Below are 13,185 nucleotides of genomic sequence, written 5' to 3'. Positions count from 1 at the left end.
TTGAACCGATGTCACTGACCAAACGCTGTTTACCGCTTCTGGTGTTGGCCTGCGCGGTCTTGCCCGCCACCAGCCACGCACTGGCCTGCCGCGAGGACGGCACCAACTCGATCATCACCCAGGAAGCGCTGGGTACGGCGCTGGCGGTCGCCGCCGACGCACCTAACGGCACTATCATTTGGGAATCAGGCCCGCGCTCGACCAATGTCATCTGCAAGGACGACTACCTCCACGGCCGTGAGGAAGTGTATTTCTACGTCAACCCCGCCAGCGTGAGTATCGGCACCGGGATTCGCGTGGGCATTCGCTACAACAACCAACCGATTACCCAAAGTACCGGCAAGGTCGGTACCGGTTTTTTCTCCGACCGAGGCTGCAATTTGTCCAACTGCGTGGGCTGGGACAAGGCGCGCTTCACCCTCAATTTCAGCGTGTTCATCGAGAAGTACGACCCCACGCCACCGAGCGGCCAGGCCAGCACGCTGACCTCTTACCGCGTGTTCCAACTGGACGGCGTGCGCGGGCTCAACTCACGCCCCAACAGCAACTTCAATTATGTGGTCACTGGCATGAACGATATCCGCTTCGTGCCTTGCACTCCCGAACTGACCATCAGCCCCAGCGTGGTCAACTTCCCCACACCTTCGCGCAAAGCCTCGATCAGTGAAGTCGCCAGCAGCGCAAACTTCAGCCTGAACCTGCGCAAGGGTTGCGACACGCCCTATACCGTCAGCGCACGCTTCGCCACCACGCCGGGCGGCGGCAGTGTGAACAATGGCCTGCTGGTGCCGGACAACAACAGCTCAGTCGGCATCTCGCTATCTCGCGCCGAGAGCCAGCAGCAACTGCCCTTCAATAACTGGTTCACGCTGCAGGAACTGATGGGCCTGGGCCAGAGCCACGATGAATTCCGGGCCGACCTCAAGTGGCGCACCCTACCGATTCCAGGAGCGTTCGATGCTGCCGTGGTGGTGGATATGTACTACAAGTAGGTGATTTTTAAGGATCGTCTTATGCCACCGGCAAAGGCCCAGACGTAAAGTCCGCCGATGCGATTGAAAAGTTATCTGCTCCAGATCAACCCCGTCCTCTCCCGACCCGAAGCAGCCAGAAGGCTGCTTCGTATTTTTGCGAGCGTGCTGCTGGTAGGCATCCTCAGCGGGGTCTATACCTTTTTGCTGTCGACCTTCAACAACGACATCTCCCAGCGCCGCGGCTACATGAGCAGCGCCATTGCCGAAGCCCATACCTTTTTCACCAACCGCCAAGCCCTGCTCGAAAGCCTGAGCCTGTCGGCAGTGCGCAAGCAGTCCAGGGTCTATCCATCCTCGGCCGAAGAACAGCACCTGGAATTGGGCGACACATCGGGCAACCAGTGGAGCATCTGGCTGACCGCACGCATGCGCGACTACCTGAAGGCCAAACAGCTGAACCTACTCTATGTCAACGCCGGCCCCAACCCGCAAGTGATGCGCCTTTACGACGCCACCGCGCAGGTATTGCCGATTTCCAAATGCATGCTCAACCGCCTCAAGGCCCTGCAGCACACCGACCCGGCCACACTTAACGAACTTTGGCTGAGCGACAGGACTGAACAGCACTCGCACCTGTACATCTTCATCCGCCTGGACGAACGCGACCCCGACTCCGGCTGGCTCGGCCTGGAGATGGATAGCCGTGAAGTCTCCTCGACACTCAGCGACCAGAGCGCCGGCGAGTTCATGATGCTCAATTCCCAGGGCATGCTGGTGTTCACCAACAGCACCGATACACAGTTGAGCCAGCAACAGCTGAGGCCCGGCGAAGACAGTTTTTTCGGTTTTGTCGGCAACGGCTGGCTACCCGACCACCTGGTGATTCGCAAACACCTGAAGTCCTCTGAGTGGCAGTTGATGTACTCCATCGACCTGCGTGCAGTGGTCACTGGCCTGTGGAAACAGCTGCTCGGTTCGTTGTTGCTCTGCCTGTTCAGCCTGACGCTGATCGGGCTGGTGATGCGCCGCGTCGACCAGCGTTTTATCATTCCGTCGATCCATCGCATCCAGGCGCTGATCGAAAGCGAAGCCTTCGGCCGCGATGTGATCCAGACCGCTCCTGTGGCCCTCTGCGTGCTGCGCCGCACCGACGGCCAGGTGGTACTGGAAAACGCCCTGGCCCAGCAATGGCTGGGTAACGGGCCGGAGCGCGAGGCGCTGCGCGCCGGCTGGATCGAGCAAGCCTTTGCCAACGGACCTTCCGAGCGCAGTGACTACTTTGAAACCATCGATGGCCGTCACCTGTACCTGAGCAGTGCACCCACCCGCTACAAAGGCGAAGACGTGCTGTTTTGCGCCTTCAGTGACATCAGTGCGCGCAAGCAGGTCGAGGCGGCGCTGGAAGAGGCGCGGCAATCGGCGGACGCAGCCAACGCGGCAAAAACCCTGTTCCTGGCGACCATGAGCCATGAAATCCGTACACCGCTGTATGGCGTGCTCGGCACCCTGGAACTACTGGCGCGCACGCAACTGGATGCACAACAAAAGGACTACTTGCAGGCGATCGAAGGCTCATCGTCGACCTTGCTGCAACTGATCTGCGATGTGCTGGACGTATCGAAGATCGAGGCCGGGCAGTTGGCACTGGAGATGGGCGAGTTCTCTGCGCTGGACCTTGTGCATGAAATCATCCAGGGCTACGCCGCAGCGGCCCACGCCAAGGGCCTGCAGTTGTATGCCTGCTTTGATCCCAAGCTGCCGGAACGTCTGATCGGCGACGTAACGCGCATCCGCCAGATTCTCAATAACCTGCTCAACAACGCGGTGAAATTTACCGACTATGGGCGCGTGGTGCTGCGGGTCAAAGTGCTGGGCCGCGACGGAGAACGCTCCAGTCTGTTGTGGCAAGTCTCGGACACCGGCAAAGGTATCGCCCAGGAAGACCAGGCGATGATCTTCGAGCCGTTTTACCAGAGTGAGGGCAATACCAATGTGGTCGCCGGCACCGGCCTGGGCCTGCCTATCTGCCAGCGTCTGACGGAGTTGATGAACGGCAATATCCGCATGGTCAGCGAACTCGGCCTGGGCAGCAGTTTCAGCCTGATCCTGCCGTTGGAAGAAGCATCTGTTCCACCGATGACACCGTTGCTGGCCGAGACCATTTACGTAGCCTCGCCGATCCCGGAACTGGCAAACGCCATCGCCGGCTGGTTGCGCCGTTGGGGCGCGAGGGCCCAAGCCGGCTTGCCGACGCTGGCGGACACACATCTGCTGTTGCAAGTGCACCCCGGCAGTGTCGACCCGTTGCTGGTGCCCGAGTGGCCCGGGCCGGTGATTCACGTGAGCAGCAACGCCTGCCCCGGCGTAGAAGCCGACGCCGGCGCCTGGCACGTCAACCTCAACCACCTGGGGGCTATTCATCAGGCCGTGAGCCAGGCGCAAGGGCTATGGGTGGCCCGTGCCGATGAGCAAACGCACCGGCGGGATCTGAACAAACTCAACCTGCACCTGCTGGTGGCCGAGGACAACATCATCAACCAGCTGATTTTGCGTGATCAACTGGAAGAACTCGGCTGCACCGTGGAGCTGGCGGCCGACGGTCAGCAAGCGTTGCAGCTCCACACCGCCGGCAACTTCGACGTGGTGTTGACGGATGTGAACATGCCCCATATCAACGGCTATGAACTGGCGCGTGAACTGCGGCGCCAGGGCTGCACGTTGCCGATTATCGGGGCCACCGCCAACGCCATGCGCGGCGAGGCCGACCTGTGCCTGGCCGCCGGCATGAACCATTGCCTGGTCAAACCCTTTGCGTTGCGGGCTCTATTCAACTCCCTGGCGCCTTATGCACGGATCACCCATGAAGCCCCTTAGTATTCTGATTGTCGAGGACCATCCCCTGCAGCATATCTACCTGCAGAACTTGCTCAGCGAGTTGGGAGACTTCCTGCTCGAAACCGCCGAGGATGGCAAAGAAGCGCTGGAGCGCCTGCGCCAGCGGGACTTCGACCTGGTACTGACCGACCTGCTGATGCCCGGCATGGACGGCGTGCAGTTTATCCAGTGCCTGGCCAGCCTGCGCTGCAAGCCGGCGCTGGCAATCATGAGTGCGGCGTCGAGGCGCATGCTGATGGCGGCCAGCCTGGTGGCGAAAAACCTCGATGTGGAAGTGCTTGGCCTGATTTCCAAGCCCGTGAACGCCGAGGCCTTGCGCACCCTGGTCAACCAACTCAGGAACAGGGTGCGCACGCCTACCCCCGAACTGCCCGAGCACATGGACATCGACCGTCACACGCTGGTGCAGGCCATGAGCAGCGGCCAGTTCCAGGCCTGGTTCCAGCCGAAAAAATCCCTGGCCAACGGCCGTATCGTCGCTGCCGAAGCCCTGGTGCGCTGGATGCACCCCGAACAAGGCGTGATGCTGCCTGCCGCGTTCCTGCCGGCAATCAAGGCGTTCGAACTCGAGGAGCGGCTGTTGTGGCTGGTGCTCAAGCAAGCGATCCACGCCCAGGAACACTGGCGCCAGCGCGGCTATGAAATTCCAGTGTCGATCAACCTGCCGACCCACTTGCTCAACAGCCATGACCTGGCCGACCGTTTGCTGGAGTTCGTGCTGCACCACGATGGTATCCCGGGAATGATCTGCTTCGAGTTGATGGAATGTTCGGTGCCGCAGGACATCAGCAATTTCTACGCCGGCGCCTGCCGATTGCGGATCAAGGGGTTCGGTTTGTCCCAGGATGATTTCGGCAAGGGCTACAGCTCCTACCTCAATCTGGTGTCCACGCCATTTACCGAACTGAAGATCGACCAGGCGCTGGTGCAGGGCAGCCACGACAACGAAGGCATCGCCCAGGCATTGGCGAGCATTATCGCGCTGGGCCGCAAGTTGGGTCTGACGGTGGTTGCCGAGGGCGTGGAGACCCCGCAGCAATTGGCGCTGCTGCGCAAAATCGACTGCAATCAGGTGCAGGGGTTCCTGATCTCTCACGCAGTGTCTTCGGACCAATTTCAGCAGCTACTGAACAATGATGGCCCCGCGACATCTCACTAGCTGGCGGCCACGATCATAAGGAGTAAGCTCCATCCAGTGCCGATTTATCCTGCGCCTGCGGAAACCCCTGATGAAGCACAATAACGCGATTCTCGAAGCCTTTACCCGCAGCTCATTGCGCCTGAACAAAGGCTTGATGGTGTTGATGGGAATCGCGTTGCTGCTGATGCTGACCAATTACTGGTCTCTGCACCGGGGCGTCGAAATTCGCTACAGCGCGATGCGCTTTCACTTTGCGCGGCTGATGGAAAACCTCGCAGAACAGCAAACCTACCTCAAGAGCCTGACACACCCCGGCATCCAGGCCGAACTGCTGCACGCCACCAACGTGCAGGTCAGCCTCAAAAGCCGCATGGTCGACAACCGTCGCACGCTGTACGAGGGCCAGAAGTATTCGTTTTCGGTGCCCTTCAGCGTCAAGTTCGATGAACAGCAGATCAGCACCGCCGCGAGGCCGCCGATTTTTGCCCTGGGTGCGCACTTGACCAGCTACTACAGCGCCTTCTGGTCCTCCTCGCCGTACGAGGCGCCGCAAACCTTCCTGCTCAATCGCCAGGCCGACTACGCCATCACCATTCCGTCCGTGGGCTATCAGCACCGGGAAAGCCCCGAGGATACCGACAACCCGGTGGCCCGGGTCAACGCCGTGCAGCAAATCCTTGCACAGGCGCCGCAGCCACTGGAGCAGAATCGGGTGTATTGGCAGGCCGGCCCCGAACCCGAACATTTGCTGGCCTACATCGGCCTGCCACTCGACGCCCAGGGCCAGGCCGTGATCGGCACCCTGCTCGACGTGTCGCAGGTCGACGATGTACAGCGCGCGCTGAATCACTCGGCGTTTGATCGCTTTACCCTGATTGGCCCTGACGGTAACCGGTTGATTGGGCCAGCCAACCAGGCGCAGCTCAGCGATGGTGTGCATTTCACGGCCGACGGCTTTGAATTCAAGGTCACCGAGGCCGGCGACCAGCCCTGGAGCGCGGTCTATGGCCTGAACTACTCGCACTTCTTTCACTCCGCATTGTGGCCGTTGAGCACCATGGCGTTGGTGCTGTTCAGCCTGATTACACTGGGTTGGGCTGGCAGCCGATGGTATCGACGCCAGGTGATCACCCCAGCACAACTGGCCCACGAACGCATCGCCGAAAGCGTGGCGTTCAGCCGCGTGATCATCGACACCGCACCCACTGGGTTATGCGTTGTGCGACGCAGCGATGGCAGGGTATTGATCGAGAACCAGCGCGCCCAGCAGTGGCCGGGCACCTCACGCCTGGTGGAGGCAATGGCCGGTAAGCAAGATGGCGCCGAGAGCGGTGAGACGCACTTGGAGATCGAAGGCCGGCACCTGCAGATCGGCTTTGTGTCGACCCGCTATCAGGCTCAAGACGTACGCCTGTATGCATTCAACGATATCACCCGGCACATCGAAGACGCCCAGGCCCTGGAAGAGGCACGTCATGCCGCCGATGCGGCCAGCGAGGCCAAGACGCTGTTCCTGGCAACCATGAGCCATGAGATCCGCACGCCGCTTTATGGCGTGCTCGGCACCCTCGAATTGCTCGGCCTGACCGACCTCGACCCGCACCAGAAAACGTACCTGCACACCATCCAGCGTTCGTCCGCCACACTGTTCCAACTGATCAGTGATGTGTTGGATGTCTCGAAGATCGAGTCCGGGCAAATGGCGATAGAAGCCGTGGATTTCTGCCCGCTGGACATGCTCGAAGATACCTTGCACACCTACGCCGCCTTCGCCCGGCGCAAGGGGTTGCAGCTTTACAGTTGCATCGACCCGCAGTTGCCGAACTGCCTGATGGGCGACCCGATGCGCATCCGCCAGGTCCTCAATAACCTGGTGAGCAACGCCATCAAGTTCACCGACTTTGGGTGCGTGGTGATTCGTGCCAGGGTGGTGGGCAGCGACGCCAATAATGTCGACCTGGAATGGCAAGTCACCGATTCCGGCGTTGGCATTGCCGAGGCGCAGCAGGCCAAGCTCTTCGATCTGTTCTACCAGGCACCGGACACCGCCAGCGAAGGCGGCACCGGGCTTGGCCTGCCGATTTGCCGGTGGCTGGCGCAGATGATGGACGGCGAAATCCGCGTGGTCAGCGAGCCCGGGCTGGGCAGCAGCTTTACCCTGAAAATGCGCTTGCCACTGTGTTGTGGTGCACTGACCAACCTGCCGCTGATCGAGCCCAGCTCGACGCCGGTGTATGTGCAGGCACCGGTACGCGAACTGGCGCAGGCAATGAGTGACTGGCTCAACCGCTTGGGAATCACCGCCGCCCTGGCCGCGACCACCCAGGACAAAGACAGTCACCACGCGGTACTGGTAGAACTGTTACCCGGCGATCCCCCTAAGCCATGGCCCGGCCAACGTGTGCTCTGCCTGCCCGGTGCACACAGCCCGCCGCTGCACACAGCCCAAGGCTGGGTGGTGGATATGCACGACATACGCACCATCGCCGCCACCGTATCACTGGCGCAGCACGGCAGGCACGAGCAACCCACGGCGACCCGGCCACAAAGCGCCGGGCGGCTAGAGCTGCGCATCCTGGTGGCCGAGGACAACCCGGTCAACCAGGCGATTATCAAGGAACAGCTGGAGGCGCTCGGTTGCTCGGTGAGCCTGGCCGCCAACGGTGAACAGGCGTTGCAGTTATGGCAACCGAAGGCCTTCGACCTGGTGCTGACCGACGTGAACATGCCGTTGATGAATGGCTATGAACTGGCCAGAACCTTGCGTGAGCATGATCCACACTTGCCGATTATCGGCGTGACCGCCAATGCAATGCGCGAGGAAGGCGTACGTTGCCTGGCAGTGGGCATGAACGCCTGGATCGTCAAGCCCTTGAGCCTGCAAACCCTGCGCGATCAGTTGATCAAACTGTGCAAGGTCAAGTCGCCGGTTGAGCCTGACGCCCAAGTATTCGACGATCGCGTGCAACTGTCGGACAAGATGCGCCCGCTGTTCATCAGCAGCGTGCAGCAGGATATGCAGCGCATCGGCGCGGCCCTGGTCCAGCGTGATGCTCATGGCCTCGGCCAATTGCTGCACTCGATCGCCGGCGCTCTGGGCGCAGTGCAGGCGCTCAGCCTGGCCCAGGCCTGCATCGAACTGGAAAGCGCACTTAACCGCGGCAGCCTCGACACAACGCTTGAGCTCAAGGTGAAGACTGTGATGCAGCGTCTGTCGGCCGTTCTGGAGACTCTCCAGCTCGGGCACTCTTCACTCACTTGAACTGGCACTACGGACGGCCCTTTATGAAAAAATTCAACGTGGTAATCGCGGACGATCACCCGATCGTGTTGCTTGGCGTTCGCGAACTGGTAGAGCGTGACATGCGCTTTCAAGTCGTCGGCGAGGCCGTGTGTTCGGCCGGCCTGATCGAGCTGTTGCAGCATCAAGGCGCTGACATCGTGATTACCGACTACAACATGCCGGGCGACTCGCCTTATGGCGATGGCCTGAAGCTGGTGGAGTACCTCAAACGGCACTTCCCGCAGGTACAGATCCTCATCCTGACCATGATCTCCAACCACCTGATCCTCACCCGCCTGCAAGAGCTGGGCGTGGTCGGCATCATCCAGAAAAGCCAGTTGCATACCGAGATTCAACTGGCACTCAAGGCGATCGCCCAAGACAGCGACTATCGCAGCCTGGAGCCGCCAAAGACCTCGGTGATAGAGACCCTCACGGCAATTGACGAGCGCTTTACAAGTTTGTCACCCAAAGAGTTCGAGATCCTGCGCCTGTTTATTTCCGGCATGAGCGTGAGTGACATTGCGCGCCGCCAGAATCGAAGTTCAAAGACCATCAGCGCACAAAAAGTATCGGCCATGCGCAAACTTGAAGTGAGCAGCGACCAGGACCTTCTTGCTTATTGCCTGGAACGTAACATCTTCAACTAACGCATAACTTGCAAGCCATTTCTGGACAATGGCTTCGCCCTTTGTTTTCTGGCTCTTCACTGCTGCAACCGTGCAAATAACCTGCCCGCCCCAGCGCTTATAAGAATCGTCTTATTCGCTCCTACCGCCTCGTCGCCTACTCTTTGCTCGCAGTTCAACAACAGCACTTTTTTTCCAACTAAACCTTACGGACATCATCATGAAGAAGTTTTCCCTGGCTGTTATCGCCTCGGCTATTATCGGGGCCTCCGGCAGTGCATTCGCCGAAGGTGAAGCAGCAGCGCCAACCCTGGGCGGCAGCGGCAAAATCACCTTCACCGGCGTGATCAACAACGACGCGTGCTCGGTGGACGGCGCCAACTCCGACCGCACCATTTCGGTGGACATGGGCAACGTTTCGATCAAGGACATGGGCACCGCGGAAAACCCAACCGCAGGTCGTGTGACCGCCAAAGACTTCAACCTGAACGTCAACTGCAACCAGGGCACCAAGGTCGCCATGATCTTTGACGCCAACAACGGCGGTTCCGGCCTGGTCACCGGCAAAAAAGTACTGGCCCTGAACCCGGGTTCGGCCACTGCACAAAACGTCGGTATTGCCCTGCTGGACAGCAAGGGCAGTCTGATTGACCTCAGCTCGCCAAGCACCGCACGCATTGAAAGCACCATGCACGGTGCCGGTACTGAAGGCGGCGACGCCACCCTGAGCTTCGCGGCCGCCTACGTCACTACCGCAGCGGCGGGTTCGTCGACCGCCGGTCGCGGTGACGCCACCCTGCCGTTCATCCTGCAATACGAATAATTCGGCGCCCCGGGCACCGAACGCGCGAGGCCTTGCGGCCTCGCCATTGTCTTCTGATTACACCGGATAACCCTCATGCCGCCTCGTTCTATCGCCGCATGTCTGGGGCTGCTGGGCTTGCTCATGGCTACCCAGGCCGCCGCCAGCATTTCATTGAATGCCACCCGTATCGTGTTTGACGGTGACCACAAGGAAGCCAACATCACCGTGCGTAACGGTAACCAGGATGTATTGATTCAATCCTGGGTCGACATGAACGACGCCAGCGCCAGCCGTGCACCGTTTGCCGTCACCCCGCCACTGGCCCGGGCATTCGCCAAGGAACAACAACTGCTGCGCATTCTGTATGAGGGCACCGGCATGCCCACGGACCGCGAGTCGGTGGTGTGGCTCAATGTGCAGGAAATCCCCCAAGCCAGCGAATCCGAGAACACCTTGCAGTTGGCCATCCGCCAACGCATCAAGATTTTTTACCGCCCTGCCGGTCTTACCGGCAGCGCGCTGCAAGCCCCTGCACAGCTTGAATGGACGCTGGCCAAACACGGCAGCCAAACCCTGTTGCAGGTGAAAAACCCGACGCTGTACCACGTGTCCATGGCCGACATCAAAGTGCAGGCGGTAGTGGCCAGCGACTCCACCATGATTGCGCCCGGCGAACAAAAACAGTTTGCGCTCAGTGCTCCAGTTGCCAGCGGGCCGGTGCGGTTGTCGTTTTCCAGCATCAATGATTACGGCGCGCAGAATCACTACAGCGCGCCACTGTCTAGCGGCACTGCGCTACCGGCGTATGCGACTGAATCGCGACTTAACCCCTAAGCACTTTCGCTAACTCACAAGCTCACTTCGCGTGCGTGTTTGCGTGCCCGACTGTCCGTCAATCAGGGATGTCATAGGTCTTCGCATGTCTTTTCTTTCCAGCAACAGGCCCGCACGTGGCGTATTGAAGTTGAAGACGCTGTCGCTGGCGATTGCTGCCAGCTTGCCCAGTCTGACCATGGCCGATGACGCTGCGCAAACCTTCAACACCACCTTCCTGCAAGGCTCGCAGTCGCCGGTGGACTTGCAGCAATTGCTCTCGGCCAACAGCGTGCTGCCGGGCAATTACCGCGTCGACCTGTACAGCAACGAAATGCTGGTGGGCCGACGCGATATCGATTTCAAGCGCAACCCGAAAAACGGTCGTGTAGAAGCCTGCCTGACCCTCGACCTGCTCAAGCAACTGGGTATCGACCTGCACCGTTTGCAGGCCGAGGGCAAACTTGACCCGCAGCAGCCGCAGGACTGCTACGCCCTTGCCGACATGATCGAAGACGCCAGCGTGCGCTACGACAGCAGCCGTCTGCGCCTGCTCGCAAGTATCCCGCAGGTGGCGATGCAGCGTGGCTTGCGCGGGTATGTCGACCCACAGTTGTGGGACGACGGTGTGCCCGCCGCTTTCATCAACTACCAGCTCAACAGCAGCCGCACCGCCGGCGACTATAAAACCCGCATTGCCAATAACCTGGGCCTGCGCAACGGCATCAACCTGGGGGCCTGGCGCCTGCGCAACGAGTCGAACCTGAGCGGCGGCACCGATCGCTCGAACACCTTCACCAGCAACCGCACTTACTTGCAGCATGACGTCACCGCGATCAAGGGCCAGTTCAGCGCCGGTGAGATTTTCTCCGACACTGACCTGTTCGACAGCGTGCGCTATCGCGGGGTCAAGCTCGCCTCTGATGATGGCATGCGCGCCGACAGCGAGCGCGGCTATGCACCCGTAATCCGTGGGGTGGCGCAGACCAACGCGACGGTGGAAATCCGCCAGAACGACTACATCCTCTACACCGCCAACGTCGCGCCAGGCCCGTTCGAGATCAACGATATCTACCCCAGCGGCTCCAACGGTGACCTGCAAATCACCGTGATTGAAGCCGACGGCACGCGCCGGGTGACGATGCAGGCGTTCTCCAGCCTGCCGATCATGGTGCGCGAAGGCCAGGTGAAATACAGCGTCTCGGCGGGCACGTTCAAAAGCAATGCCGATGGCCTGGCCTCCCCGCGCTTTCTCAGCGGTACGCTGGCCTACGGCTTGACCAGCAACCTCAGTGGGATTGTCGGTGTGCAAGCCAGTGAGGACTACAGCGCGCTGTCGATCGGTGCCGGGCGGAACACCTCGTTCGGTGCGTTCTCCCTGGATACCACCCATTCGTCCAGCAAGGCCCAGGGGCGAACCTCCCAGGGCAGCAGCGTACGCGCCTTGTACGCCAAGACCTTTGCCGGCACCGATACCAACTTCACCCTGGCCGCCTATCGCTACTCCACCGAGGGCTATCGCACCCTCACCGACCATGTGGAAGACAGCAGCGAAGACCTGCGCGTACGCACCGGCCACTCGAAAACCCGCACCGACCTGACCATCAACCAGAGCATCGGACGCAACAGCGAATTCGGCAGCCTGTATGTGAACGCCAGCGACCAACGCTACTGGAATCGGGGCGGCTCCCAGAGCTTTTCCGCGGGCTACACCGGCAACTGGGGCGACCTGAGCTACAACCTTGGCGTGACGCGCACCAAGCAGATCGTCACCTGGGGCGAGCCGAGCAGCGACACGCTGGTGAACCTGTCGGTGTCTTTCCCGCTGGGCAGCCAGGCCCGCGCGCCACGGGCGTTTGTCACCACCAGCCACCAACGTGGCGATACCACCACCCAAGCGGGCATCAATGGCTACGTGGCCGATACCAGCGACACTTTCTATTCGGTGCAGGCCGGCCACAGTGACACCAGCGGCGACTCAGGCTCGGTGAACGTCAACAGTCGCACCGCCGTGGCAGATGTCAGCCTCGGTTACAGCCAGGGCCAGGGCTACAACTCACAGAACTTCAACCTCGCAGGCTCGGTGGTGGCTCATGCGGGTGGCGTCAACCTGGGGCAGACGGTCAGCGAGACCTTCGCCCTGGCCGAAGTACCAGGCGTCTCTGGTGCCAAGATCAGCAGCTACAGCGGGGTGGAGACCGGGTACAACGGCTATGCCGTGGTGCCCACTGCGCAACCCTACCGGGTCAACTGGATCAGCCTGGACACTCGCGATCTGGGAGGCGACGTGGAAATCACCAACGCCACCCAGCAACTGGTGCCGCGCCGTGGCGCCATCGTGGTGGCGCATTACAGTGGCACTAGCGGGCGTCGCGTATTGTTTGAGTTGTTTGATGCCCAGCATCAACCGCTGTCGTTTGGTGCCTCACTGGAAGACGCCAATGGCAAGCAGTTGGCGATTGCCGATCCGAATGGCAATGCCTTGGCACTGGTGGAAGAGGATCAGGGCACGCTGATCATCAAGTGGGGTGAGCAGCATTGTCGTGCCACCTATGCGTTACCACCGCAGAACAAGGCGCTGAACTATGAGCGCCAGTCACTGGTGTGCACGCCTTGATTGTGCGGGTAATTGCGCTACTGTGCTG

At 60.6% G+C, this 13,185-nt stretch carries 8 protein-coding genes; all 8 read left to right on the top strand.

Translation table 11 applies throughout. From position 1 onward, the window contains the following. Window positions 1-8 precede the first annotated feature (8 nt). Window positions 9-992, top strand: coding sequence for a fimbrial protein (locus tag AC1RAC_RS16735; RefSeq protein WP_492616778.1), 984 nt, complete (start codon window positions 9-11; stop codon window positions 990-992). 57 nt (window positions 993-1,049) lie between these two features. Next, window positions 1,050-3,848 (top strand): ATP-binding protein, encoded by a 2,799-nt coding sequence (locus AC1RAC_RS16730; RefSeq protein WP_057975004.1) that lies wholly within the window; start codon window positions 1,050-1,052, stop codon window positions 3,846-3,848. Beyond that, entirely contained in the window at window positions 3,835-5,028 is a 1,194-nt protein-coding gene (gene pvrR / locus AC1RAC_RS16725) for a response regulator cyclic di-GMP phosphodiesterase PvrR (protein ID WP_003192443.1), read from the top strand. Before AC1RAC_RS16730 ends, pvrR begins: the two co-directional genes overlap by 14 nt. A gap of 70 nt (window positions 5,029-5,098) precedes the next feature. Continuing rightward, window positions 5,099-8,272 (top strand): hybrid sensor histidine kinase/response regulator, encoded by a 3,174-nt coding sequence (locus AC1RAC_RS16720; protein WP_057975005.1) that lies wholly within the window; start codon window positions 5,099-5,101, stop codon window positions 8,270-8,272. A 23-nt stretch (window positions 8,273-8,295) separates the two neighbouring features. Further along, window positions 8,296-8,943, top strand: coding sequence for a response regulator (locus tag AC1RAC_RS16715; RefSeq protein ID WP_054898360.1), 648 nt, complete (start codon window positions 8,296-8,298; stop codon window positions 8,941-8,943). A gap of 199 nt (window positions 8,944-9,142) precedes the next feature. After that, complete coding sequence (locus AC1RAC_RS16710; protein WP_492616777.1) at window positions 9,143-9,745, top strand: fimbrial protein; 603 nt, start codon at window positions 9,143-9,145, stop codon at window positions 9,743-9,745. 75 nt (window positions 9,746-9,820) lie between these two features. Then, window positions 9,821-10,561 carry a fimbrial biogenesis chaperone gene (locus AC1RAC_RS16705; protein ID WP_492616776.1) on the top strand — a complete coding sequence of 247 codons (741 nt, stop codon included), beginning with the start codon at window positions 9,821-9,823 and terminating at the stop codon, window positions 10,559-10,561. A gap of 85 nt (window positions 10,562-10,646) precedes the next feature. Then, entirely contained in the window at window positions 10,647-13,157 is a 2,511-nt protein-coding gene (locus tag AC1RAC_RS16700; RefSeq protein ID WP_197900662.1) for a fimbria/pilus outer membrane usher protein, read from the top strand. Window positions 13,158-13,185: the final 28 nt, after the last annotated feature.

This window comes from Pseudomonas sp. GW823-FHT02F05 (assembly GCF_058797315.1).
Note: the sequence above shows the minus strand (reverse complement) of the source record. Positions and strands in the feature narration are given on the sequence as shown.